The sequence below is a fragment of the Paenibacillus faecis genome (genome assembly GCF_008084145.1).
In the GTDB taxonomy this organism is placed as follows: domain Bacteria; phylum Bacillota; class Bacilli; order Paenibacillales; family Paenibacillaceae; genus Fontibacillus; species Fontibacillus faecis.
Map to the genome: position 1 here is coordinate 419,195 of NZ_VSDO01000001.1, position 25,133 is coordinate 444,327.

Below are 25,133 nucleotides of genomic sequence, written 5' to 3' on the forward strand. Positions count from 1 at the left end.
CTCTCCGGGTATTAACAGCTTTACAGCTTTGTCCAGGTCGCCCGGGTGTACCCGATTTTCATCCCTGCCCGCTCCATGTTGCGGTGGCTGGTGGAGCTGTATGCGCATTGCCCCACAACCCATTGGCAGCCGTTTCGGTATGCCTCATCGATTCGCTTCAAAAGCAGATTCCGCTGCAGCCCCTTGTTCCGGTATTCCGGAAGGGTGGCGGCAAACGTAAGCGACGCTGCGTCCTCCTGCATATACATCACGGCTACCGAGGCGGGAATTTTGTTGTACAGAGCGATATAAAAACGCCATCCCGGACGCATAAACAGCACCTCATTATTGGCGGCAACGGAGGTCTTTCCCTCTATGGAAAGACCGGTCCCCAGACAATGGATTTCCGCATACGTATCCATCTCTTCGGGGCGAAGCTCGCGGATCTCCACCTCTGCTACGTGGTCGGGTTCCGTTTTCCGAGCTTCGCAGTATAGGGAGGTGTGGAAGCCGGACTGATAAAAACCGGCATAAGCCAAATCCTTCAGGACCGCCGGATGGACCTTTCCGGGCGTAATCTGAATTTCGAAATTTCTGTCTCTTTCCCGGTAAAAAGCGATAATCTCCTCGACGTTCTCCTCCTCGATCTTCCCTTTGACATTATTGAATAACCCCCAAGGCATTGTCCGGCTGTAAAAAGCGGTGGCCGATCCAAACCGTTTGACTTCAACTCCTTCGGGATTCCCCTCACGGGCTCGAATCGCCTCCATGCGGTCCGTCATATAATCCATTTCGGATTGCTCTATCAACTCCGCTAACGCCTGGCTTATGATCATTGCGAGGGCTCCCTTCCTTATAAGTGCTTAGGTTCGGCGGCTAAATGTCATGATCCCCTTCTTCGTGATCACATGTCCCTCCGGTAGACAGGTGGTACCCGGGTGGTTTTTGCAGCGATCATAAAGTTCTTTCAGATCGATTTGAAAATCGCTCCTGGGCTTTTTGGGTTCGGGAATTCCCCAATTTTCCATACATTCGAGAATCAGGCTCTGCGTTTCGGGATAGCGAGAGGCTGTATCCAGGAGACACCCCACTGCGCCGAGCCTTGTATCTTCGTCGATCTTTTTCTTCAGCTTCGCAACACATTTGGTGACAAGATGCCAAAGCCATATCCTGCTCGTTCTATCGGTCCCCGGGATCGTTGAATCGAAAAATCCCTGGCGCACGGCCGCCCAGAGGGCTAATATACTATTTTGCGCCAAGGCCGGGGTCTTGTAGTTATGGAGCGACGTTAACAACGAATTCAGGCGACCGGAAATATCGATTCCCCGTTCGGCTAATGCCCACCAGATATGACATATTAATTCTTGGATTAGCGGATCTCTGATGTAAAAGTCGGTAAGCAGGAATTCAGCGGCCTCCCGCGTCAATGGAACATCCGACATGAGCAAATGGTCCATTAGAGCAGCCGCCCGATATTGAACATATTCTTCCGCCCTCGACTTATCGGATGCCCTTTTATCGATATACAAAAGCCTTGCCACCGGGGTTACATAGGGCTCGGGGTTTTCCGTTGCGCTTAGAGTTTCGTGCGCCAGCTCCAACAAATCCGCGGTGAGATCAGGGTCCTCCAAGGCCGTAAAAAATCCCTTCTCCCCCTGCTCACTGCCTGCGCAGGTAAAGCGGTTTGCAATCCAGGCCGCAGCTTCCGGCGCCGTGCCGAAGGAGCCAATCTCGTCAATGATTCCCCCCTTTACCGCCTCTCTCCCGTCGCGGTCCGTTTCAGCAAATCGCTCCAGCTTTTCAAGTAATGTTAAATCCCTTGTCATCGTCCGGTCGTTCTCCTCCAGTTACTGAATTTTAGACCCAAATCACCGGGTTTCCCGTCTGAATCGAAGCTTCAAACAGCTTTCTTAATACTCGAATTGCCCGAAGATCGGAACTTGTCAACCCCCGGTTCACAACCTGGAAAGATGCGGGATAATACAGTTCCTCGACCCCCCAGATTTTCTTGGAAATCGGAGACGTTGTTTCGCAGGTGCTTCCGGTATCCGAATCGCTAAAGCGCGCATTGAACCGCTGCCAGCCGCTTCGGTTCGTCTCGACCGTTTCTTGGGTAAAAGCTCTGGACTGGAACAACACCCGTCCCTCCCGATCCTGCACGCAAAATCCTTCCGGGTTAAGCCGGTAAGTAATTTCATTACCCGCCGAATAAAACCACCTGTCCTCGCCAACGAGCGTCATCTGATATTCTTCCATCGAGCCCGATTCCAGCAGGAAAATGCCCTCCACCTCTCCCACCCGGCGCTCGAACTGCTCAAGCTCGGAGAGGGCCTTCCGCGATTCCTCGGCGGTGAAAGGCGAGCCCCATATGCGGCGTAAAAGCGGAAACCGCTCTTCTCCCAACCGCTCCAGCACGCCATAGTAGACGTTCATTCCAGACGTATTCCCTACACGGTCCGAGTATATTTGCATATCCTCGTGGGTACACGCCTGTTCCTTCCATTCGTGAAACTGATAAAAGATTTCGTCTTCCACCGTGTCCGGCATTTCAATCCCGTCATCCGTCCACTCCAAGAGACTTAAATCAAAGGGGGCTGGCTTTACCTTGCCCTCTCTGAGACAATTGCAGTTCACAAAAGCATCCAATCCCATATCCAGCAAGCTCTCCTAACTGTGGTCTTCAAGGATATATATCTTATTTCCGGAAAAGCGAAAGATTGACCTGCCCTCCAAATCAACTGTGTCCCCCGTCTTTAGGCCATTAGGGAGGTCTACGGCAAGTACACCTTTATAGTCAAGTTCGACTTCGGCTTCTTCGTCATTGATCTTTATTGCCTTGATCGCTTGACGCCGGCTCGAAAACACCCCTTTGGATTGCTCAGCCAATCGTTTAAATTCGTGGATCCCATGGGTCTCCACTTCCACAACGCCTTTGGAATAATTTCTGAACACCACATCCTCATGCAGATGCCGGAGCATTCCCTCAATATCGAAGGCGTTATATGCGTTAACGTAGTTGTGAATACATGCGATTTTCTCTTCCTTGGTCATGGATAGCACCTCCGTTATGATTCGGTGATCAAATACAAGACTAAAGCGATAACCAGAAACGGGATTCCAATCAGGAACAACAGATTTGCCGCCTTGTTTCGGAATGTTCTATCCTCCGCCGTCTCGATGCTCTCGTTGGCTCTGGAACGGTCTCCGCTGATGTAAGACCCGGTAAAAATCCCGGCCACCAGCCAGGCACCGATACCGATTCCACCCGTTACTTTTAAAGACATGCTCCAGGAGTCCAGTATCCCGAATCCCAGTGCGATAAGGAAACCGAAGGCAGCAGCGAGAAGCAATGTGATTCTTATGTTTCTCACGTTTTTTCTCCTCTCCCTTAGAGGTGGCTCAATTTTTCTACCGCCTCATGCTCGCTGGCCAGGAAAAAGATGTCTTTACCTTGGTTGCACTCGTAGATAAAATCGCGAAGACTCTTGCTGGAGTATGCGGAAAAGTCGCCCACGATGGCAATTTTCGTTTGATAGTTAATAAACTTTTGCAAAATCTCCCCGGCCAGTTTCGTTTTCAAATCAAAGAAAGTTTCCGTAATCGCCGTTTTATGAAGTACGATCCGATGGCACCCGGTTTCATATTGGACGGTCGCTATCAAGTCCAAGGCCGATTGAACATCCGTGATCAGTTCTTCGCTGCTGTGAATTAGGGCTATATCCGCCCCGTTGTTTTGAACCGTTGTGATATTCATCCTATATCCCCCTTTTTACATATCATTTCGAAAAAATCGTCATACCGAGGTTTTTTCAAGGACCTCTTGAATCAAGGACTTTTGGGTATCCGGTAAACCTGCCGGCCAGGAGCCGACCTCACAGTAAAGAATGTCCGAGATCTCCGCACAGGGTCTAAACGTCCCGCCCCTTACTTCGCCGCGAAAAATCAATTCCACACGGTCGGGATCCGTTTGATAAACCGCACGGTAAATCCCCGTAATCTCTACCGAAAGCCCGGTTTCTTCCTGGATTTCACGCTTGAGTCCTTTCTCCGGAGCCTCCAACTCCATCCAGCCTCCGGGGATACCCCAAGGCTCTTCGCGATAAACATGGTTTAATAACAGAACCTGGCTCGACTCATTCGTAATGACCCCCAGAACCGCAACAAGAAATTTATCCTGGGCTTTGTAGACGATCCAGTTTTTTATTCCCTTAAAAGGCATGGCTGTGTATAGACGCACCAGTAAGTCGCTGGGGAGCCGTTTTATCAATCTTTTTATCATCGTCCGCACCAACTTCGCTTAGATTGCTAATCCCGCCCTATCTTTTCAACATCGTGATAGATCAGCCTTAAATTTTTCGGCAGCAATAGATCGTGGTGAAAATGACCGAAATACCAAGACCGGTAGGTCAAACGTTGCTGAATATGTTCCAAGTAATCGCTTAACTCGTCCGCTTCGACAGGGGTGCCGAGCGCCTCTTTCAACGATGTTACGGTGGATGTGGAACAAGTGTGCGTAATCACGAGATCGACTTCCCAATGATGCCTCGCCAAATTGTCCAATCCCTCCTGGTACTCCTCCTGTGTCGGCAATTCTCCCCGCCACCAGTTGACGTTTTCTTTTCTGTATGCTTTATCATGAATTCAGCTTGCTAATGTCCTCATAACCGTGCAGATCCCCTGTAACAAACATGTCGTTATCACCTCTGTTGATAACTGCCGGTTAAGGCAACGATCAAATCGACTAACGTAGGTGTAAAAATACCGTTGGGGTCCTGATCCAGATTGCCGAAGCTCCCGTAATCCGTGTCGATCCATTCGACGGCGCCTGTTTCATTGTTAAAGACCAGCAGGATCTGCCCGATATTCGCAAAGATTTCCCCGACCCAAAACCGCTGGCCGAAGTCATATCCGCCGGTCCAAACTTGATAGGCGCGCATGATCTGTTCCTTCAAATCTTTGTCTCTTTCCGGCCCGTGTAGCGTGACGGGGAGTTTGAACTCATGATTGAATTCAAACCAATGGCCCCATTTCTCCGTGGCCGGGACCGTGGATGAAGCCAGGATTCCTTCAATTTCATCAAAATAATAGCTTCCGAAATACGCCTGTAAATCAGGGTGAAGCTTAAATCCCAATTCCTGCTCGATCATCGAGAAGTCGTGGAGATCTGTGTTTTCCACAAGTGAGCTAGGATGATTAGTTTGGAAATAGTCGTAAATAACTTCTTTGAGGTTCATCGTTTTTTCTCCTATTGCGATAGTTTAGGCTTTGATTACATATATGCTCTGCTATTTTTTACCTCACCCATCAGCTCAATATTCAACCCTTCATCTAAGCCTTCGGGTATAAAAGGAACCTGCAGCTTTTCAATTCCCGTTTTGTCATTCACAAGGGTGTAGTAAGCCATCAATATGCCTTTAGCGGCATTTTCGCGGACCGGATCGCATACCAGCATTTCAACGATTCTTACTTCTCTTTCATTCTCGGTATGTTCGAGAGCGACATGAAAATCAAAGAAAGGGATGGGACTCTTACTTCCGGCCCGACATATGATCGGAAAGCGCTGCTTGGCAAAATCGTGAACGACAGCCTCAGCTTCTTCCTGCGTGAACGTCTTGGGGACAGCATCCAGATTACTTATTCCATGGCGAATTACCGGTGCATAGGGAAACTTGATGAGGTGATCTTTAAATTCCTGAATTAATGCACCTCTTAGAAAAACGGGACCGATCATTTACATAAGGCCTCCTATTCCTCATCTATCCATTCCTCACCCATTGGGCTTAGCAGCTTATGTTTCTTCAAATACGCTTGAAGTTGGGACAGATAGGTTTGACATATGAGGATGTATTCGGTTCGTTCAAAATTCCTATCTTGCATTTCCCTTCTCGCCCTCCGAATAAATAAGGCTGCCTCATCATAGGAACCACTGAGCAGCAGTGCGATGGTATGATTGATATAAGATATTAATGGATAGTATATCGAGTTGCGTCTTAACCCGGTCTCGGGGAGCGTCTCCTTGGTATTTAAACGTTCGATGAGCTCCCATAGTTCGCTATTTAACGTCGGCTTCAATATTGGCTCCTCCAAAAAGCAGGAATTCCGTATCCCATCCCATTTGATCCAAAATATCCAGCCCATTGGGATATTCAATACTGGTTTCTCCGGTCCATCCGTGATCCAGAGCGTATATAATTAACTCCTTGATCCGTTTAGGGTGGTGCAAATTAAAACGCTCAGTATCGTTCGTTTTTTTGTTTCTAAGGTCCACTCCTGTTAGAAGCGGACTACCTGCTATGGGATGATCCCATGTGGAAAATTTGAAGGTGCAGGTAAATTGCTTATCTTCCTTCGAGGAGATATTTAGTCTGACTAAACTCTCTCCGTTAGAATATTTGGAGGTCAGCACATAGACGTATTCTTTTTCACGCACAATGATTTCTCTCGTCTTTTTCTTCATTCCACAGCCCTCGAATTCAGAAGTGTAGGTTTATCCCTAAGGTTCATCATGATTCACCTTCTGTATTTTCCGGCCAACGATATATCTCAAATGATATTCCTTCGTGCTGTGATCGTTATAATTCAAAATCTCCTTACAGGATCCTGTTTCCAAAATTTGAAGTTGACTGAAATGTTGCAGCAAATCCTTCTCACTAAAAAAATGAGCATATTTCCCTTGTATGTATTCGTAAGTCCCCTCTTCGATCTTCGCTCCTACGCCGTAATTCTTGTCTTGGTCCGAGAAACAGGTGAAGTACACGAGACCGGATGGGTTAAGATGATGCAAGCAATTCTCGATCAATTGTTTTCGTTCCTTCGCTAAAAACAAATGCAATACATCAAAGCAATAGACCGCATCGTATGTTTTATTCGGTAAGATGGGTTCCAGGCAAGAACCCTGAATAAATCGGCTGTCCGGGTCCCATTCTTCCGCTATGGCCAAAGCCTCGGTCGATATTTCGATCCCTTCAACATCAAAGATGGACGAAAACGCCTTGGTATTCCTTCCATAACCCGAACCGGGGACGAGTACAGATTGCACATGATGCTCCTTAAAGATCTCAAGTGCGTGATAAGCCGTCCTGCTGGGGGATTTACCCCAAATCATTCCTTCACTGCTGAATCTTTGCTCCCAATAGTCTCCCAATGCCCGTTCCTCCTTTTTAAGAAAGCTGCCCTCTAGTACGATTAGAGGTATCCTCGATGTTAGCTTCTATGTATTGTAAAAACTCATCCATGCTGTCGCAATCAAACCATCCGCTTTTTTTATTCAGCTCATATAAGGTCTCAAGGCCGTGGAAATTCAATAACATATCCCATCCTTCTTTGTAAATGACGGCCTCCATGATCTGACAGTAATCGAACAGGATTTCAACCGTTTCCGGTTGGAGCAAATCGGTATACCCGTAGCTCGTTCCATGCGGCAAGGGATAGATGCGAAACGCCAATTCCTTTTTTTCCTTGGAATTCATTCTTTAGCCTCTCTTGCTTTTATAACTTCGAATGGCCGTTATATATTGATCTCGATCATATTGAAAATTCAGTCCATGTGAACGGCACATTTCCCTGACTTCTTCCAGTTTATCTACCAAAGCTTGGGCAAATGCGCTCATTTCGTCATTCGGGAACACAAATCGCTGCTGACCGGGGACGGATTTATTCATAAACGGCGTTTCTTCCGTTATCCAGATCACCGAATGGTCCTCATGATAGACATCCACATAGTAACCGCCACACCCGAATATACCGCTTCATATTTTGTAATCCCCAAAATCATCGATGTAGTACCCTTCCGACTCCCACCCATACTCCCGATCCGCATAAATCTCTTGAATACGCTTCTTCGGCGGCCCGCAATGGGCAGCAAGCCAGTTTCGGATGAACTCCATATCCCGATTCTCATCGTCCCAAATAAAGTCCATAATAATCGATTCCTTGGCCCCGCTGTCCGGGACATAAATGGCATATTCAGCTTTAAAGAAAGTTGTTAGATCATAGCTTACTCCTCTTAAAAAACTTTGAATGCCCTCCGTATCCAAGAGAAATGAACCCCATCGAATATAATGGCTGAAATGGCATACCTTTTCTGAAAAATATAAGGAAATCCCGACCGGTCCTTGAAGGTGGGTCGTTCCCCCAATATAGTCGGGAGTTAAAGTCCACATTGGAGAGAGTGCATTAGTACTATTGCTTAGTTTATCGATAAATCGATGGATGTTTGGAAACGAATGAACCGCCGCATTAAGTTCCTCGCTAAATTTAAATATCTCGGATGCATCCAAACGATGTGCCATAAACGCCGTAAAATCCATCCCCATGAAACTACCTCCGAACTATGATGAACGTGTTGTTGAAATCCACCGCGAAAGTTAATTGCAAATGATGCATCCAAACAAGGACAAGTAAACTCCATGTTTCTCGCATTTCGGATAACCATAAGGAATCGTGGGACAGGGGTCCCCTTCCTCAATCTCCGTCCATTCCAGGTAATTCTCCAGATTCACGCTTCTTCTCTCAAAAGCCTGGATCATGAATCCAAATTGCCGTAAGCAATTCAGGACTATATCTTTATTTGGCTCATAATCGAGCCGTTCCCATCCCAGCCCTTCTATGGCGGCTTCAATCGTACGGAGCATAAAGGCTTTCTCCGCTTCAAAAGAGTCCAACGTCCACGGCATCTCATCGAGGTCGAAACCCACCGTTCCAATCCCAACGGCAGCCTGGTCTCTTTGCGCCAGCCAAATGATCAACTCTTTCTCCCGATCGGTTTCGGCCAGAATGGATCCGCTTAGAACAACGACTTCCAACAAAACGGAAGTCAATCCGTTAGACATATGTAATGTTTCAATGGCATAGGCCGGGTCATCCGGCAATCCAATGTAGTTCCCCATTATACATCCGCCTTTATGAAATTGTAGTCAAAATCAAAAACTTCGTCATATTCCGTCGTCGAGTTCATAGGATTGAAAATCCTCTTGATAGTGAAAAACGCCAAAAGATGCTTGTATCGATTCTTTTTCTTTCATGATTTTCCCTCCTTCCGCCTCTGGCTGCTCAACCTATCCGAGCAAGCGCACGCTTAGCGGCTGAGCGGGCATTAGGCAGTCCGTGCTCCGCGATCTCCCGCAACTTTTCCCTGGCCGGTACGTATTGGTGATACCCCAAAATATCACAGGCCCGTTCTTGAACAAACATATCGTCTTCATCCAAAAACTGCACCAGAGAATCCAAATGGTCATAGGGGGTCAGCGCCAAAACACTGTAGATATACTGGCATCTCACTTCGTCTTCCAAATCGGAGTTTTGCAAAATGTGATAAATCTGCTCGATACTTTCAAGATCCGCGGCGATCCACTCGCTATTTTCGGGATGCGCATTCGGATAGTTTTTTTCCAGGTCCCCCCATTCGCTCTGCGGATTCGGCTCCAATGCGGCAATAAAGGTACTTACATTTCTAAAACCGGGGGAAAGATCGGTCTCTTCATGATTCACGTAACATACTCGGTAACTCAGCGGCCCTCGATAATACATGCAGACGTAGTTGGAATTGTCATCGGTCCAGAGGGGAAGCAAGTCTTGAAACCCGTCCAGTTCGGACATAAATTCAAGCATCTCCACGATCTCTTCTTGACGCAACATCCGCAAGAAAAAATCCACCTCTTCCTGGAGACGGAAGTGTCTGTTCAATGGCTCCAGGGTCTCATCAGGCAATTTGATATTTAAAGATTTAACGATATCTTTGAAAAACATGTTCTCCAACTCCTAGTTGATTTTAGTCAAGCTCCATCGCATATTTCTTTATATATTCTTTATCCAGGATGGAATAAAAATATTGATCATGCCACTGTCCATCCAGCAGCAATTCTTCCTGGAAAATCCCTTCCCTTCTCATGCCCGCGCGTTCCATAAGTTTAACGGATTTGAGGTTATGACAATGGCACATGCCGACAACTTTATGAGCTTGCAATTGCCTGAATGCAAAATCCAGTAGAAGTTTTGTCGCTTCCGCTCCGTACCCCTGTCTCTGGTAGGAAGGAAGGATAGCAAAACCGAGTTCCCAACTGTTTCGATGATCGACGTAACTCCAGATCTGCGCCAAACCGATTCGCTCATGCTTTCCATCTATATCCGCTGTAACAACAAAGTCATAACCGGTATCCGAGTCCATTTTTTCCAAATAATCCGCTCTGACGGTTGCGCGATCCGATTCCACATATTCTTCGTAAACCCATATATCCTTGTTGCATTCCAGTTCGCTAATGAAATCAAGATCATCCACGGTAACCCGTGAAAGATTCACGCTCCTCCCATTAAGTATCATTGTGGTCGAGTCCCCCTTGTTCCCTATTCAAGATTTCAAGAACTTCGTTTAACACTCTGCCCGAATCGAAAAGAATTGCTTTGATATTTTCCCGCTTAAATTTTAATTTTTCCATACTCGGCAACCCCTCAGTCACATGTCCTCGATATTAAATTCCCTAAGCGTAACCAATGGCTTGACGCCTCGGTTTCCTTTTTTCGTCACGGTGCGCCCTTGATCATTCGTCCGTTTCTCGATATAGTCGCCGGTCAGCAAATTGTAGTCGTCTTCTTCCATGCTTTCCATCGGCGTCCCATTAAAATAACTGCCTGTCGTCGCCCCGATCAAATACCAATCGTCATTTTGATACCTGAATCTGTATTTTTGATACCAACGCCAATTACTTCCGCCGTAGTGGCTCACAACGACAGACCCCCGGTTAATTTCCAAGCCTTCAAAAGGATCGCCCCATACACCGCCCTCATCGGCTTTCAATAGAACTTTATCCGCAATAATCGATAGCCGGTAACCCCGTTCTTTGTCCCCAAAGGCAATCAAAAGGGAACGCGGAGGCGCTGTATCCTCACTTGAGGCACCTTCAATCACGGCCGCGATATCCTTGATCCCGTCCTTGTTTAAATCGCCTTCGGCTTTAACGGACTCATCTTCCGCTATAAGAATGTGCCAACCCGGGGGGATCAACGAAGTCCAATCGACCTTAAGGGCGATTTCGTCCTTGGTTTTAGATGCCTCCGGCTGGGGAGATGCCTTCGAATTTTGACTTTTCTGTTGAAGGTTCGAACTTCCCCCGCACCCGGACAGTAAGCTTGAAAGTAAAACCGTCCCGCATAAGATCCGTATCATAGCCTTTTTCACATGACTGCTCCCTATCTGCTTCTATATCTTTTTTTTGCGAATCGTACCCGTTACAACAATGTATCCAGATCTCTAAGTGAATGAATAACCAAATCAGGCTTCACTTCGTGCCGCCAGGATCTCCTCTCCCGATTCAACCAGCAGCTCACGATACCTTCCCGCTTGGCTCCCACAACATCGGATATGGAATCTCCAATATGGATCACTTGACTGGGATTTACATGATAGGTATGAAGCAATTGTTTAAACATCGCATTGTGATCATCATTTTTATAGGATTGATACTGCTCGGAAGTGAATATGCGCAGGCTATAGTCCAAGTAAAACTTGGGCAGCATCGCCTCATCCGTATCACTAACTATACAAACCTTATATTTATTTATAATTCCTTCTAAAAACTCCACGGTATCTTCGTACAGTTCCGATTGGGTGTGTTCGCTGATCAAGATCCTGGTAGCCTCTAGCGGATCATAAGTCATGCCCTTTTCCTTAAACAAACTTTCAAAACACCGTTTATAAATGTCTTGAGTGAGATGAAATTGTTTCGTCGCCTTGAAATCGCTGGAATGATCCCAAAAAAGCTCCAGTAACCGTCCTCCGCATTGTTCAGCCAGGTCAGATGTATAGGAATCATTTTGGATTTGCCTCCAAATATGTTCTTTCCTAGAATCTACGTTGACTAAGGTTTGAAACATATCGAGACTTATTACTTCGAACGGTTTCATAGGGTTCAACCTTTCTTCAAATTACTCGCGGTCTTTTTCAATTCTTGTTTATATAGTTCGTAGTTGATTTCATCGAAGCAAACGAAAATGATCCTCTTTATGCTGGTCCCGCTATTTACCAAATAGGCAGTCACTTCATCAATAGCTGCAATACAGGCCCGTTCTTTCGGGTATCCGTATATTCCCGTACTTATATTGGGGAAGGCCAGGCTTTCGACGTTCATGGAATCAGCCAGCTTTAATGAGCTTCTATAGCAGCTTTTTAATTTCTCTTCTTCCTGTTTGGCTCCGCCGTTCCAAACCGGACCCACCGTATGAATGACATAACGGCATTTCAAGTTCCCTCCGGTTGTCACCACGGCCTCGCCTACGGCACAGCCGCCCTTCTGATTGCGGATTTTCAAACACTCCTCCAGGATCGCTTTTCCTCCAGCCCGATGGATAGCGCCATCCACTCCGCCCCCGCCCAGCAAACTTGTATTTGCCGCGTTGACGATCGCGTCCACTTCGCATTTCGTGATATCCCCTTGAATTAGTTCGACTATGGTATTCTTGATGGTAACTTGCACGAATGATTCTTCCTTTCCTCTTGCGGACATGTCGTCCCCTCATTTTGGACCGCTTCTCAACTTTTCCAAATGAAATTTGTTATACTCATAGTACCTTAATTTACCATGGGGAGAACAGGATAAGAATGGATTATAGAAATTAAGGCATAAGAAGCAAAAAGCCCCCCGCTCCAAAGAAAGCCTTTCCGAGGGGGGGTTACACTTGATCTTTTAACGCTTTGAGTCGTAACAAAATACAGGTGATATGTCCGTTCAAAACGGCCCGAATAAACAAGCCTTCATTGAACCGGTCTCCACGGATATAGCTGGTCATTAATTTTCTCAGCGTATCCAGGTCCGCATTCTTGATGGGTTCATCGATCGGTTGGGCCAAATCCGTGAATTCCTCGTGATCCGCCAACCATTCGTGCCAGTTAAAAACGACCAGGAAGCCGGTGCGATTCAATTCCTCCCGGAAGCGTTCCACCTCCGGACTCTCCCTATAATATCCGTTGACCACTTCGTAAAACGTATTGCCGGAATTCTGAAAGTAATCAAGAAAACCGACTAAACTCTCGATATCTTGTTTCGTAAGCTCTTTATGTTGCGACATCTGCCACTACCTCATTTCGAGACGAACTAAAATTTTACGCGGACATAAAGCCTTATCCTATAAATACGATAACCCCTTCTTCGGAGAAGGCTTCCGTCAGCTTGGTCTTTAAGAAATCTACTCGGGAACAAAGATGTAAGCCATCCTCCTTACTTAAATTTTGTTTAGACCAATTCATGAGATGCGAAAGCTCCTGAAATAAAAGGGGGAGATCATCTTTTTGGATATCAACCCCGGATTGGAAAAGCGGAATGTATTGCAATTTGAGTTCAATAGACGCAGGAATCCAGCACTTGCAAAAGAAAGCTTCCGAAGCTACGGGGACATAGAAATCCCTGTCCTGAGGCTCGATAATAAAGGCCGCGACAGACATCGGTTAATCTCCTCCTTTCAATCGTGGCTCCGGGCTCATAGCCGCCTCGACTTACCTTTCAAGATGAGCTCCTCATCTAACCACGGATTGCTCAGAATGATTTCATTCACGCGTTTTAGAATGGACGAGCCCTGGGACAAATCGGACATCCGGCTTAACAAAATCCAGCGCAAACACGCTACAGCTTCAAAAATTTCAGCATCTTCCAAGGAAAAACCTGGGATTAATGCCCTGAATTCAGAAGCATACATCCGGCCGTACCGTTCACCGACGTAAACCCGCACTAAAAAAACAGACCAAGCTATGTCATATCTGATGTCGCCCAACTGACCATTTGTCCAATCGATGACCGTTAACTTGTCCTGATGCTCCAAAATATTCCCTAAATTATAATCGCCGTGAATGAAACGATCCTGCCGAATTTCTATCCGGTCCAACAGCTTAACCAAACTATTTTTCAGATCATGGTGTTGCTCCAGCCGAGGAAAAAAGTAAGCCACAAAATCGTACTTCGGAATCAACGCCATATCCCTGTTTTCATGATAGTTATGGACTTGGACCAACATCTGTACGATTTTTTTCAATTTGCTTTTGTCCAATTTGGAAATGGGCACCCCGTCGTAGCTGGTCAGCAATACGGGATTTTGATTCATATCCGTTCCCCAACCATACGGTTTGGAAACGCGGATCCCCTTGGTATACAGTTCGGATAGAAGGTGATACTGCTTTCCGACATCCGGTTTCGAATCCTTGTTCCATATCTTAAGAACATACGCGCCATGTTCGGTTTCTACCTTGACGACTTCAGCTTCAAGTCCCGGATTTAGAGAAAACAGCTCGTGACGATTTTTTATATGGGTAATCGCCTCCTGGTCACCTTCGACCCATTGAATCTCGGGAATTTGAGTAATGGTGTTCTCCCCCCTTTCATGAACTTAAAATTATTTATATAGGTTCAACATAGGTTGAACTATTGATTTGCATATTAGACAGCGGTGTAAAGGGGTTCTTTTCGCACTCTTGACCTGCAACTAATGGTTTGGTTCGAATTAACGGGAATTCTTCCCGTTAATTCGGTACGTCTGCGGCTGCAGAGGCAAATTAGCTGGAAAACCTCCCGTTAATCCGCCTAAAAATGGTGTTTTTCGGCAATAGGGCCGCGAAATAGATGGAGCTTTTCCAGCTAAATCCGACCAAAGGGCCGAGAGCGGTACATTAGCGGGAAATTTTCCCGTTAATTATTCAGACTCCGACGGCGGGACTTTATATCTACAGTTGTGGATGTTGGCAACGTAGTTCCGAAACCTATCACATCCTTGCCCAACGCCAATACTAACTTCTTTCCCAAGTAAATTACAGCCCCAATATTGCTACTCCCCTTCCTTCACTCAGCGCTTATTTTGATCAACTCCTTCAACTCATTAGCTTCACTTAAAGTGAAACTTCCCGAAATACTGAATTCCCCGGAAACTAAAACCGTTTGTACCGTTGGAGCTGCGATCAACTCCCCAATTCTTTGGGTAAGTTCCCACCATAAGGGGAAACATGCGAAAATAGAAGGGACAGCAAAAAAAATAAAATAATATTCAATTTCATGAGCTTACTCTCACTTTCTAAGGTACTCCTTCATGGGTTTCATATGATGCCGATCATGCCAAATAAAATCCTTCAAGTATTGCGGGATATGAAAAACATTACCGTCCCCGTCCGTATAATTTTGCTCCACCGCCTCTTCCGGCAGCGCTTCAATCGTTTCTATGATCTTTTTACGATAATCTATGGCTTCTTCCACCAATGCGTCTGTCGTTATCGCTTTACTGTAAACCACAGCTTCCCGGTTGAATTCATCATAGTTCAAATGCTTTAGCGTCAATTCCTGATGCGTGGCAATCTTGTGAATGGCTTCTTCATAAAAGTACTTATCCCATAACATCATGTGACTAACGATGTCTTTGATCGTCCATTTTCCGGGTTTCAGGCTAGAGTTCCAGGTACTCTTATCCAGTTGCTTAAGGGTGTCTACGAACGCGATCCATTCTACAAAAGACTTGATTAATTTTTGGTTTTTCACGGACATTGACATTTATCATCCATCCTTTATTTTTTTGAGATCTATCCATTTGTGACTCATTCATCTTCAAACGTACTTCCGAAACCCGGCCCCGCCACGCCCTTGGTGTAGTTTTCAATCATGTTTCTCACCGGCACGGGGAGCAGGTTGTGTCTTTCCATTTCACCTAAGGGAATCCAATAAAACTCCAAGTGGTCCTCTTGGGATATGGGATTTCTTCCAGGATCCGTGTGGTCCAAACAGGTAGCAAAAACATGACCGATCTCTTGGTGATACACTCCCTTATCTTCATATGCGGCCTCCACCGCCCCGATATAAGCACCGACCTCACACGCCAGGCCCAGCTCTTCATGGATCTCTCTTTGCAATGAGGTTCGAATGCTTTCGTGAAATTCCACATGGCCGCCCGGTAAAAACGTATTATCCATGCCTTTACAATGAGCAACCAAGAGGTGATGATCCGCCAAAATGACACCTCGGGCCAATACGTGGTATTTCTGTGGTTGAGCTTGCTTTTGCACGTAAAAACCTCCCTATCCTATACTACAGCCGGATCTTCCTTGCTATTAAGAGCCACAAACGTAATCCATTATCAATGGACTGCATTCCTGTATTCATACAAAAACCCAGCCCTAAATCAAAAGGAGGCTGGGTCACTGAATGTTTTTCTCCCATGATTATACAGGCAAACTCCCTCGTTAGGCTAGCCCTAACGATTACAATCCCGTTTCGGCAGCTTAAAAACTATATAGAATAGGGTTTCCCTAATTACCAATGAAAACCAATGTAAATTGGTAGGGAATTGTGTCTTTAAAAGACACATTTCTCAAGTCATTTTTTTGCCGGTTTTATTCAATCCCAGGGGGATTATTCCGATAATCCAAGTATATACAGTTGGGTGTTTTTGTAATGGGAATGAAAACCTGTTGAAAAAAGACCGGTTTTCAAGGTTGACATGGAGGTGCAGGCTAAAGTGACCACGATGATGTCTCACAGAGGAGGTTGATGATCCGAAATAATGAAGAGTGAAAAGAAAATAAAACGATTTAGTCGTTACGTGGCTGGTTTACTGGCTGTTTGGTTGTTCTTTATACATAGTGTTCCCGCTTTTGCAAACAGAGCCTTTAACGATATTGAACATTCCTATGCGGCCGATGCGATCGAGGTCATGGCTGCCCAAGGTTATGTAACTGGTTATGAGGATGGGAGCTTTCGGCCTTTGCGTTTTATTACGCGGCAGGAATGCGCAAGCATTTTCGCCAAAATCATAAAGCGAGCATCTAATAACAAAGGTCTAACTTCTTTTCGCGATGTGTCAACATGGGCTCTACCTTATGTACAAATCTTGCAGGAAGAGAGTATTACTAAGGGAATCGGTGACCAATTATTCGGCGCCAAGAACAATTTGAGTCGCCAGGATATGGCCGTTTGGTATGCCAGGTATTTCGGTGTTTCTGAACATACCCTATCCTCCGGGATATCCAGCTTTGTGGATCGGTCCGATATATCGGACTATGCACAAACGAGCGTGTGGCTGATGGAGGAATTAGAGCTGATTGAGGGGGATACGAATCATTATTTCCATCCCAAACAATTTGTGACACGGCAGGACGCTGTGCTAATTGCTTATCGCGTCTGGCTTAGCGGGGACGATCTGAGAGAACGCGCCCAGCGCTTACTGGAGTCATTAGGACAAGGACCTGCAACCGAGAATCAGCCGATCAGCCCAACGGAACCGAAGAAGGCAACGGGCGATCTGGCACCCGAGATTAGCAGACCGCCTGCGAATTTGGAAACCACGGGGCCTAGCAGCCATAGTCCTAGACCTGATCCACCAGCAAGTCCGGTAACACCGACGGAGCCGATAACTCCAACTGAACCGAAGCCGGAGCAGCCTGAGATTCCACCAGGGGCTGACCCTAAACCACCGGAGACACCACCTATAAAGCCACCAGGGACACCACCAGCGACAAATCCAACAGCTCCGCCAAAACCACCGGTGCTTCCAGTGGGTGATTCTGTGGATTTTGTAGCGGATGAAGTCGTCATCAAAGCACCGGAGCTGGTAAATCAACCGGAAACGTATCCTTCGTATCAGTTGTCCTTTCAGCTCTACAATGAAGGGCGGCCGGTAACCATTCCCGCTGCCAGCGTCACAAGTGTAACTTATACATTTAGTGATGAATTAGATGTTTTTGATGAACAAGGGAAAATCGCACATACCGGGAATATTCCGACGGCTGACAGCTTCATTCCTGTAGGGATAAAAATCACCATTGCCAAGCCCTATCGGGTACTTACAGCACAGACCAAGCTGATCGTAAAAGGCAAGACTCCTCCGGCGGAGGATCCGAGTGTCATCAGCTCCGTATACTTGGCGACGAATAACATTCCGCAGTCTATTACTCTAGACCCTGCATCCTGGAGTATGCCCTACATATTTCGGAATGCCAAAGGAGAGGTCATACCATCAGGTTTGTTACCGTCAGACTTGAAGCTTCGGATCGAGGATTCCAGGGGAATATTTGACCAGGATGGACACATAGCCAACCTGCATCTGATTCCTCCGGTGAACTCTGTCATACCATTCAAGATCGAAGTTGAATCGTCATCCCAAGGAATTCACTTCATCTCCGATGCCGAATTGACGGTAGTACCGGGAGAACGCAAAAAGCAATATTTTGCTGTCTCACTAATGCTGCAGGGGCAAGATCCGGGCAGTACGACCACGGTGGAACAAATCGAGCAGGCTCGTCAATTGCTGATGGACCACTTTGGCCCTAACATAAAAGTAACTTGGGCCATGGAAAATCGATTTGTTTTCGTAGAAACGAATCGTCCGCAGCTTAAAAAGGTTTTGGAATACGTCGACCAGTACGGTGATGAAGTCGGTATTTTGGACGGGTATCCGAATAACCTGTATGACCTCCCTTTATGGGAATTGCGGATGAACGAGTGGTTGTATATGTATCGTTACAATGCGCTCAATGAACTGCACCAATCCAATACGATGGGATCACCTTCAGTGTTTGAAGGCATGGATACAGACCAATATCGGAAGTATCTGCCTAAATCATTGACCAGCTTTACAGTGAATCCCGAGCAAACCCAATGGCTCAAAGATCACTTTAAGATCACTTCCGCGATGGGGTGGTCGGCTACACAATATAATGTGAACGGCATGTATGGTGAGGGTTCACCTTTGATGCCTTACTGGTCCAATAAAGACAATCCGATGGTCCCTGCGCAGAGAGTTTCGGATAATAGCGGCACCGTATTCATGAATTCGATTACGATTGATCCGATTGGATCGCGCTATACCAAAGATTCCTCCCGCTGGACTCTCCATCCGGGTGACCCCTATGTGAATGAAACGGATGCGGCACCACAACTGTATATAGCGCAACAATATTTAGATAATCCGTTTCAACGTATAAATACGGTAAACTATTTGTCCATTATTTTGGACATTAACTGGCTTGCCAGTAACCCTAACATGTCCGAAATCTGGGAGAACTTTGTGAACCACTTCCCTGATGACCGCGAAGTCGAGATTGTGGGCGTGGACGCACTGAAACAGATTTATGAATCATCAGCCGGATCGAATAATGATCATGCAGAATTTACACTCATGTTCAGAGGCTCCGGCTTTAAGACGGCTATGGACTCCAATAATTCACCGGCCAATCTGCGCTATTTGTGGACGGAAAACGCCTCACAGCGGATTATTTTATCCAAAGAGGATGGAGACGAGGCATGGTCCGTTATTGATTTCACCGACTATACTCGCAGTCCGGTTCCAAAGACACCTTACAACCTGAACAAGAACACGGATGTAAGCTATATCACCGGAAGGAACTTCAAGCTAAGTCCTACGGCTCCGTTAACCGCAGAGGAAATTCAGCGCATAAAGGATCGTTTGAAGCAGATTTACTTCGCTGAGGAAGTGAATTATCAATAAAAGTCCTAATTCGAGGGGCTTTGGAACCCGAGTTTTAAAGAAAAAGAACCGAGAGCATATCGCTTTCGGTTCTTTTTTAGGCTGCTCGATTGTGAAAATATTCCATAAGGGGTTTCCCTGTCATCTTTTGAAGACAACTAATCCACTTTCCGGCCCACAAAGAGTCCGTGATTGCTCATTCCCAGGATCGAGGGCTCCGAACAAGTTCGTAAATGGTACGCCACCCATAGTTTAAACTCTTCTTCACTGAAATCGTTCACCATATCCCGCAAATATTGGCCCACCCCGTCTGTGGCTACATTTGCGATTTTGCCGATACCTCGCTGGGTTAACAGTTGTTCCATTTCGCTCGGCGAGTGAAAATAAGCATCCGTCCAAAAGCCTGGAACTTCGTGAGAAAAAATCCTGCCCTCATCCAATATTTTACTCACCCAGGGTTCTTCTAAGTATTTTCTGTCTTTTTGGATCAAATGGGGAAGAATAAAGAACTTATTGACATACGCTACGGCAAGAATCCCCCCTGGTTTTAGAACCCTAATGCATTCACGAATACACCGTTCTTGATCCCTCGGGTCGGTTAGATGATAAATAGGCCCTAAGCATAAGACAACATCAAAACGCCCGTTTTCGAAACGGGAAAGGTCCCTCGCGTCGATCACCTTCGCCCGGACATGATTCATTCCTAATTCATCCGCCTTGGTCTCTATCATCTGGACATGTCTAGGCGTAATGTCGGTGGAGACCACAGGATTCCCTTTTTCCGCGTAATAAAAAGAATAAATTCCCGTACCCGCTCCAAGATCCAAAATTTCATGATCATTCGAGATATGCTGGTCCAGCACATGGGTGGTGGTGATGAATTCAAGTCTTCTGGAGTGGTCCGTTGTGAGCCTGGACGATTCGTCATATTGGTTATAGTAACGAATGATTGCCTCCATGGTTTATTCTCCCCTTGGTTTGCGTCTATGAGAGAGAGTTTCTCCTCACAGCAACATTTCAAACTCAATTTCATGCTTTATCGGAATCCCGTCTTCACTTGTGAAGGGAATCGACGGTTTAAGCTTTCTCGCGGCCTCCACCGCATTTCTGTGTATGGCCTTCATCTCAAATCCGCGCCTTTGATAAAACCGAATCGCCCTTAAATTTTCATTGGTTGTTACTAACCATACTCTTCTGCAGCTTGCTGTCCGGGCATGGTCAACGACACGTTGGACCAGTGCAGAGCCTACGCCTAGGTTCTCTTTCCGGCTTTCAAGGGAAACGATCTCACATTCATGATTTTCAATGAGATAAAATACCGTCCCTAGAATTCCCTCGTCAGTTAAAGCCGCAAACCCGGGGAGTGTATTTAAATCATGCATTCTGCCGCAAGTTGCAACAAAACCGCTATCAACAACGGCGGATTCATGCATGGCTTTCATTTCGTCGATGTCTGTAATTAGCATGATTTCCCCCTCACTCTAAATCATAAAACTGGTCAAAATACATGGAGAAAACCCGATATATTTCTTTAAAACGAGATACTTCCAGCTCATAATGTCCTGTAAACTCGATATTCGCATGCTCGCCTTCGTAACAAATAATCCTGTGAGCATACCCATCATTCCATAAACTCTGATAAGTCAGCTTGGCCGAGACTTCCCTGCTCAGAGTTACAAACCAATGACGGATCGATTCGGATTGGGAAAACAACTGATCTGTCTTCCACTTTTTTGGAATAAATCGTACCGCGACCCGGTCTTCATCACCACCAAGTTCTTCTTCCGAATAATCGATCCTCTCGATTTGCACTTTGTAATCCGGCTCTATATACTTATAGACGATTTCTTTGTTGAAGTAGGGAATACCGCCTTGAGATATACCATACTCTTGCTCGCCATGTCCTTCTTCCAGATACCTCATCAGCGCCGAGTCCAGATCAAACTTTAAAACAACCTGACCGTTGTCAAAGTGCCCCTGCCTCTCAATATAGCTTCGCAATGGTTCGAGATCGGCTTTCCTCAGGATCAAAGTATACTCTTCTTCAAACTTGTAATTCGTCTCATAAGAAGCGAGGATATCCGGTAAATTTTTAGAGAATTCATCCATAGCCCCAAGAAAATTTTTTTGACTTACCTCGAACAGGCCTTCCCCTTTAAACGCTAAAAAGGCTTCCGAACCCTCCAAAAAGATGACCCTGCGTCCTTCCGATTCCAGGTCCAAGTAAGTCAACTTGGCGTCTACCCTTCTGCTCAGAGCCACAAACCAGTTTCTGACGGACACGGAATCCTCGAATAGCCGGCTCATATCGGATGTAACCGCCGTAAATCTTACCACGAGCTCCTCGTCATTTGCCTGAGGAGTTCGTTCGTCATAATCAATGCCGCCAATCCTGGCCCGGTTGTCCGGCAGCAGATATTTTTGAATTTCTGCTTTATCGTAATGCGGTTTCCAATCATATCCCCCTTCCAAATACTTCAGAACATGGGAGTCGAGTTCGAAATAAGCACTGAAATGATCTGATAAATCAACCTCTCCATGCTCTTCCACGAAATGAAATAATTCATCTCTTCTAACTTTCTTGATCACAAGTACATAACTGTAGTCGAGCCCCATCTATATGGCCTCTCCTTTCCGGCGGCAAATCTTAGGCTATGCTTAAACTCATGACGATTTGTTCTCCGATCGGTCCCATTCTTCTTTCCCCCGTGTCCACAAATCCCACTTTCAAATACAGCTGTTGAGCCGGAATATTTTTGTGATTGACCACCAAGACGACTTCATCACAATGCTCAAATTCTTTTCTCACAAAAAGAGGCAGCTGAAGCATTCCTTTTCTCGCATATCCCTTGCGCTGCTGTTTTAAATTGATGGATAAAGCCGTTAATAGCATAGCGTTTGGATTGGTGGTATAGTCTTTAACCCGATCCGTGGCATGGAGCAAAAAAAATCCCACAGCCACCCCTTCATCTAATATAACGATGGGATACTGACCTTCCGTTACATTAAGCACTTCACTTGGCAGCGCCGTAAATTGCCGTTGTTCCTCAGGAAGCTCAAATTTGTTCAACTCAGCTACATGTTTTTCCGCCAAATGAACCAATTTAATGTCGTCTAGTTTTTCCATACTTGCTCTCCCTAATCAAAATATATCTCAACTTCTGTTCGACCCATGAAGCATAAAATCTTCCCCACAAAGCGAATTCGTTACTTCAATTTCCGTGTGATGCGTTTCTACTCCACCGACACTGGTTCCGCCGGTCCCCCTAATGTTCACGCAGGTCGGGTCGATGGCCGTCCGGTTGCCTTTTTCATCCACATAAAAATACTGATCAATAACCTCTCCGTAATCGTACATAGGGTTCGATGTTTCGTATTTCCCGTTTGAATCTACAGGTATAACGTCGTATTTCCCTTCCCTTTCGAGAAGTGGAGCCCCTTTTACATTATAAATGACCCTAATAATCCCCTCGTAACCTTGCGGTATAAGGTAGAGGTCATAAGTTCCTCGTTGGTATGGGGAAGCACATCCTACTGTTAAGGCTAAACACAAAATAGCGAGGAGCATTTGCTTCATACGCCAGGTCCTTTCCCTAAAGAGTTCGAAGATAATCCGTTGTCCCCGTTAATTCGGACCATCTGGCCGAGAGAAATTTTGCATAGTTTAAAGGACTGATCCCGTAAGTCCCCAAAGAATGGCCGTCGTTGATCTCCACCAACTTCATTTCGCCATTGAGGTCAACTCCGAAATCCATCCCGTAGGCGGCTGGTGCATCGATAAAATCACGGATTGCATTCTCGACAACCCTGAGATCTATTTTAGAATCCCAGGCCCCTTTATAGTAGCGGATATCAAGGATCTGACCGTATCGGATAAAACAACGCCATTCCGTTTTAAAATGCACCACTTCGGAGCACCAAATCGTCGTCCGTTCATCCTCGTCATTCAATCCTATAAAATCCCGATACTCTTTCACAACTCGCCCGGCAAACTGTTTGGTCGTGTCTTTAGGTTTAATAAATATACCCCAATCCTGTGGTTTCTGGATAAGTTCCTGAAGGGTGGTGGCCCAAATTTTTCTGCCGAAATAGCGTGACAAAGAAGGCGGATAATCGATTTCTCCCTGTTTTCTTTCAAACCCCAAAATTTCAAGGCGCTTTCTCACGTTTCCGATCCCGCTCACCAGGATATGTTCAGGATCAAACTCCCTGATCTCCTGTACGTCATGGAATTTAACGGTCTCCCAACCCAAGGAAGTAAAACCTTCATTCGCGATAAACGCGTTTACGTTGTAAAAATTTCCGTTCTTATCGGTCTGAATATAAGCTCTCATCATTCATACTCATCCTTTAAAAGACCATGATAAACAAGATCCTCAAAATGATCCCACTTTTTAACATGGTGTCTTAATGTTCCTTCATATTTCATGCCTAATTTGGTCATTACGTTTCCCGAGGCGGGATTTTTCCCTAAATGGCATGCAAAAATGCGGGTTAACTTCAGTTTCTTAAATCCAAAATCCATGATCCCTTTAGCCGCTTCAGTACAATAACCCTGATTTCTATACTTGCTTCCAATCCAATATCCAAGCTCTGCATGCTCAAACCCTCTATTAATACTTAATCCTATAGCACCGATTAAATAACTTTCATCCTTATGTACGATAGCCAATTGAAGTGCCCGATCTTCATTAAAATTGTCAGCGTGCGTTTCAATCCATTGTTCCGCCATCCCATCCTCATACGGATGAGGAACCGTTAACGTCATTTCGGCAACAGATTTTTCACCGGCCAAGGTCTGGACTTCTTTGGCATCATCTAAACAGAAAGGTCTTAATATAAGTCGTTCCAGTTGTATGGTTGGTAAGTTTTTCATTGTGCGTCCCCCCTTAAAAATCGTATTTTTTTCTCACGTTACTCTTCCCGTCCTGATTGCAACCGCATAATCCATTCGTCCGTTTGACTCGGCCATCGAGCCGGCTTGCTCCCAATCATACTGAACCATAACATGCTCTATATTCCATACGCTCATCTCCGTCTGATAGGCAATGACATAATCCGCAAAAGGGGACAGCGACTCCATTTTATGCGGAACTGGCAATTCCTCCTCATAGGCGGGCAACCCCACACTCCCCGGATTGACGATGAGCTTACCGTCGGGCAAAAATATGGATTTGGGGACATGGCTATGGCCGCAAAAAAAGTAATTTTGCGAAATGGAGCCAAGTTCTTTCATGAGAAAGTCAGGCTTCTTGTAACTAACCCCATTCCCATCTATGGTCTCTAATAAGTAACGATCGTTTGCATAAGGAGTTCCATGACAAAAGAACAGGTCTTTATATACCCATGTATCTTTAAACGTTCTTATCCATTCCTCAATCTCACGCCCCAGTAAAGGTTTAACGTATTGGAATGTAGCGGAATCCATCTCTTTTTCCAGTAAAGCCGCGTCGCAGTTTCCCATGATATGCACTATCTTATCGTGCTCCATCAACCTTTTGGCTGTACCGAGCGGGTCAACGGGGCCGAATAGACTATCCCCCAAATTTACGATCCGTTGAATGTTTCGCGTGGATATATCTTCTAATACCGCCTCTAATGCAAAACGGTTACTGTGTATATCCGAGATTATAGCTATGGCATCGTGCATAATCTTTCTCCCCTTTTTAAAAAAGCCAAGCGCTGCAACGCTCGGCATGTACGAATTGGTT

At 45.8% G+C, this 25,133-nt stretch carries 36 protein-coding genes; 1 reads left to right on the forward strand and 35 read right to left on the reverse strand.

The genetic code is table 11. The annotated features are described in order from the left end of the window. Positions 1–20 precede the first annotated feature (20 nt). The 27 genes from FRY98_RS01910 to FRY98_RS02035 form a co-directional block, all read right to left on the reverse strand. Positions 21–815 carry a GNAT family N-acetyltransferase gene (locus FRY98_RS01910; protein WP_148450055.1) on the reverse strand — a complete coding sequence of 265 codons (795 nt, stop codon included), beginning with the start codon at positions 813–815 and terminating at the stop codon, positions 21–23. Positions 816–842: 27 nt separating this feature from the next. Further along, positions 843–1,805 carry a hypothetical protein gene (locus FRY98_RS01915; RefSeq protein WP_148450057.1) on the reverse strand — a complete coding sequence of 321 codons (963 nt, stop codon included), beginning with the start codon at positions 1,803–1,805 and terminating at the stop codon, positions 843–845. Between the two features lie 31 nt (positions 1,806–1,836). Further along, entirely contained in the window at positions 1,837–2,631 is a 795-nt protein-coding gene (locus FRY98_RS01920; RefSeq protein WP_148450059.1) for a hypothetical protein, read from the reverse strand. Between the two features lie 15 nt (positions 2,632–2,646). Then, entirely contained in the window at positions 2,647–3,030 is a 384-nt protein-coding gene (locus FRY98_RS01925; RefSeq protein ID WP_148450061.1) for a nuclear transport factor 2 family protein, read from the reverse strand. A 14-nt stretch (positions 3,031–3,044) separates the two neighbouring features. Beyond that, positions 3,045–3,350, reverse strand: a complete 306-nt coding sequence (locus FRY98_RS01930) for a DUF5316 domain-containing protein (RefSeq protein ID WP_148450063.1) — start codon at positions 3,348–3,350, stop codon at positions 3,045–3,047. 17 nt (positions 3,351–3,367) lie between these two features. Further along, positions 3,368–3,733, reverse strand: coding sequence for a DUF4180 domain-containing protein (locus FRY98_RS01935; RefSeq protein WP_148450065.1), 366 nt, complete (start codon positions 3,731–3,733; stop codon positions 3,368–3,370). Between the two features lie 39 nt (positions 3,734–3,772). Beyond that, positions 3,773–4,258, reverse strand: coding sequence for an NUDIX hydrolase (locus FRY98_RS01940; RefSeq protein ID WP_148450067.1), 486 nt, complete (start codon positions 4,256–4,258; stop codon positions 3,773–3,775). 26 nt (positions 4,259–4,284) lie between these two features. Continuing rightward, entirely contained in the window at positions 4,285–4,569 is a 285-nt protein-coding gene (locus FRY98_RS01945; protein ID WP_148450069.1) for a hypothetical protein, read from the reverse strand. A gap of 107 nt (positions 4,570–4,676) precedes the next feature. Next, a complete protein-coding gene (locus FRY98_RS01950) occupies positions 4,677–5,213 on the reverse strand; it encodes a SecY-interacting protein Syd (protein ID WP_148450070.1) in 537 nt (178 codons plus the stop codon). A gap of 35 nt (positions 5,214–5,248) precedes the next feature. Continuing rightward, complete coding sequence (locus tag FRY98_RS01955; RefSeq protein ID WP_148450071.1) at positions 5,249–5,710, reverse strand: hypothetical protein; 462 nt, start codon at positions 5,708–5,710, stop codon at positions 5,249–5,251. A 321-nt stretch (positions 5,711–6,031) separates the two neighbouring features. Further along, a complete protein-coding gene (locus tag FRY98_RS01960) occupies positions 6,032–6,436 on the reverse strand; it encodes a hypothetical protein (protein WP_148450072.1) in 405 nt (134 codons plus the stop codon). A gap of 36 nt (positions 6,437–6,472) precedes the next feature. Further along, entirely contained in the window at positions 6,473–7,123 is a 651-nt protein-coding gene (locus tag FRY98_RS01965) for a class I SAM-dependent methyltransferase (protein ID WP_148450073.1), read from the reverse strand. Between the two features lie 16 nt (positions 7,124–7,139). Beyond that, a complete protein-coding gene (locus tag FRY98_RS01970) occupies positions 7,140–7,448 on the reverse strand; it encodes a hypothetical protein (RefSeq protein ID WP_148450074.1) in 309 nt (102 codons plus the stop codon). A gap of 3 nt (positions 7,449–7,451) precedes the next feature. After that, positions 7,452–7,670 carry a hypothetical protein gene (locus FRY98_RS01975; RefSeq protein ID WP_148450075.1) on the reverse strand — a complete coding sequence of 73 codons (219 nt, stop codon included), beginning with the start codon at positions 7,668–7,670 and terminating at the stop codon, positions 7,452–7,454. Between the two features lie 57 nt (positions 7,671–7,727). Beyond that, on the reverse strand, positions 7,728–8,294 hold the full coding sequence (locus FRY98_RS01980) for a hypothetical protein (protein WP_148450076.1): 567 nt from the start codon (positions 8,292–8,294) through the stop codon (positions 7,728–7,730). Positions 8,295–8,345: 51 nt separating this feature from the next. Continuing rightward, the gene (locus FRY98_RS01985; protein WP_148450077.1) at positions 8,346–8,867 is read right to left on the reverse strand and encodes a hypothetical protein; all 522 of its coding nucleotides are present in this window, start codon (positions 8,865–8,867) and stop codon (positions 8,346–8,348) included. Positions 8,868–9,030: 163 nt separating this feature from the next. Further along, positions 9,031–9,726, reverse strand: coding sequence for a HEAT repeat domain-containing protein (locus tag FRY98_RS01990; RefSeq protein ID WP_148450078.1), 696 nt, complete (start codon positions 9,724–9,726; stop codon positions 9,031–9,033). A gap of 22 nt (positions 9,727–9,748) precedes the next feature. Beyond that, positions 9,749–10,297: a GNAT family N-acetyltransferase gene (locus FRY98_RS01995; protein ID WP_148450079.1), complete on the reverse strand. Its 549-nt coding sequence runs from the start codon at positions 10,295–10,297 to the stop codon at positions 9,749–9,751. 132 nt (positions 10,298–10,429) lie between these two features. After that, entirely contained in the window at positions 10,430–11,152 is a 723-nt protein-coding gene (locus FRY98_RS02000; protein ID WP_148450080.1) for a hypothetical protein, read from the reverse strand. Between the two features lie 50 nt (positions 11,153–11,202). After that, positions 11,203–11,877, reverse strand: coding sequence for an HAD family hydrolase (locus FRY98_RS02005; RefSeq protein ID WP_148450081.1), 675 nt, complete (start codon positions 11,875–11,877; stop codon positions 11,203–11,205). Positions 11,878–11,882: 5 nt separating this feature from the next. After that, positions 11,883–12,476: an O-acetyl-ADP-ribose deacetylase gene (locus FRY98_RS02010; protein ID WP_148450082.1), complete on the reverse strand. Its 594-nt coding sequence runs from the start codon at positions 12,474–12,476 to the stop codon at positions 11,883–11,885. Positions 12,477–12,642: 166 nt separating this feature from the next. Then, complete coding sequence (locus tag FRY98_RS02015; RefSeq protein WP_148450083.1) at positions 12,643–13,038, reverse strand: DUF6508 domain-containing protein; 396 nt, start codon at positions 13,036–13,038, stop codon at positions 12,643–12,645. A 52-nt stretch (positions 13,039–13,090) separates the two neighbouring features. After that, entirely contained in the window at positions 13,091–13,411 is a 321-nt protein-coding gene (locus tag FRY98_RS02020; protein ID WP_148450084.1) for a hypothetical protein, read from the reverse strand. 35 nt (positions 13,412–13,446) lie between these two features. Next, positions 13,447–14,322, reverse strand: a complete 876-nt coding sequence (locus FRY98_RS02025; RefSeq protein ID WP_338114592.1) for an aminoglycoside phosphotransferase family protein — start codon at positions 14,320–14,322, stop codon at positions 13,447–13,449. Between the two features lie 473 nt (positions 14,323–14,795). After that, on the reverse strand, positions 14,796–14,915 hold the full coding sequence (locus tag FRY98_RS29380; protein ID WP_412067020.1) for a SecDF P1 head subdomain-containing protein: 120 nt from the start codon (positions 14,913–14,915) through the stop codon (positions 14,796–14,798). 102 nt (positions 14,916–15,017) lie between these two features. Then, positions 15,018–15,494 carry a DinB family protein gene (locus FRY98_RS02030; protein WP_148450086.1) on the reverse strand — a complete coding sequence of 159 codons (477 nt, stop codon included), beginning with the start codon at positions 15,492–15,494 and terminating at the stop codon, positions 15,018–15,020. Positions 15,495–15,538: 44 nt separating this feature from the next. Beyond that, on the reverse strand, positions 15,539–16,003 hold the full coding sequence (locus tag FRY98_RS02035; protein WP_148450087.1) for an NUDIX domain-containing protein: 465 nt from the start codon (positions 16,001–16,003) through the stop codon (positions 15,539–15,541). 497 nt (positions 16,004–16,500) lie between these two features. Here FRY98_RS02035 and FRY98_RS02040 point away from each other — a divergent pair, with 497 nt between their 5' ends. Continuing rightward, the gene (locus FRY98_RS02040) at positions 16,501–19,443 is read left to right on the forward strand and encodes an S-layer homology domain-containing protein (protein WP_148450088.1); all 2,943 of its coding nucleotides are present in this window, start codon (positions 16,501–16,503) and stop codon (positions 19,441–19,443) included. Between the two features lie 137 nt (positions 19,444–19,580). Here FRY98_RS02040 and FRY98_RS02045 read toward each other — a convergent pair whose 3' ends face one another. From FRY98_RS02045 to FRY98_RS02080, 8 genes are read right to left on the reverse strand one after another with little or no spacing between them, the layout of a single operon-like run. Continuing rightward, the gene (locus FRY98_RS02045) at positions 19,581–20,381 is read right to left on the reverse strand and encodes a class I SAM-dependent methyltransferase (protein ID WP_148450089.1); all 801 of its coding nucleotides are present in this window, start codon (positions 20,379–20,381) and stop codon (positions 19,581–19,583) included. A gap of 45 nt (positions 20,382–20,426) precedes the next feature. Beyond that, positions 20,427–20,888 (reverse strand): GNAT family N-acetyltransferase, encoded by a 462-nt coding sequence (locus tag FRY98_RS02050; protein WP_148450090.1) that lies wholly within the window; start codon positions 20,886–20,888, stop codon positions 20,427–20,429. A gap of 10 nt (positions 20,889–20,898) precedes the next feature. Next, on the reverse strand, positions 20,899–22,038 hold the full coding sequence (locus FRY98_RS02055) for a hypothetical protein (RefSeq protein WP_148450091.1): 1,140 nt from the start codon (positions 22,036–22,038) through the stop codon (positions 20,899–20,901). Between the two features lie 31 nt (positions 22,039–22,069). Then, positions 22,070–22,549, reverse strand: coding sequence for a GNAT family N-acetyltransferase (locus tag FRY98_RS02060; protein WP_148450092.1), 480 nt, complete (start codon positions 22,547–22,549; stop codon positions 22,070–22,072). 27 nt (positions 22,550–22,576) lie between these two features. Further along, positions 22,577–22,999, reverse strand: a complete 423-nt coding sequence (locus FRY98_RS02065) for a DUF6843 domain-containing protein (protein WP_148450093.1) — start codon at positions 22,997–22,999, stop codon at positions 22,577–22,579. Between the two features lie 16 nt (positions 23,000–23,015). Next, entirely contained in the window at positions 23,016–23,759 is a 744-nt protein-coding gene (locus tag FRY98_RS02070) for an ATP-grasp domain-containing protein (RefSeq protein ID WP_225040172.1), read from the reverse strand. Further along, a complete protein-coding gene (locus FRY98_RS02075) occupies positions 23,756–24,298 on the reverse strand; it encodes a GNAT family N-acetyltransferase (protein ID WP_148450094.1) in 543 nt (180 codons plus the stop codon). Before FRY98_RS02075 ends, FRY98_RS02070 begins: the two co-directional genes overlap by 4 nt. Before the next feature lie 33 nt (positions 24,299–24,331). After that, positions 24,332–25,120 (reverse strand): metallophosphoesterase family protein, encoded by a 789-nt coding sequence (locus FRY98_RS02080; RefSeq protein WP_249043310.1) that lies wholly within the window; start codon positions 25,118–25,120, stop codon positions 24,332–24,334. Positions 25,121–25,133: the final 13 nt, after the last annotated feature.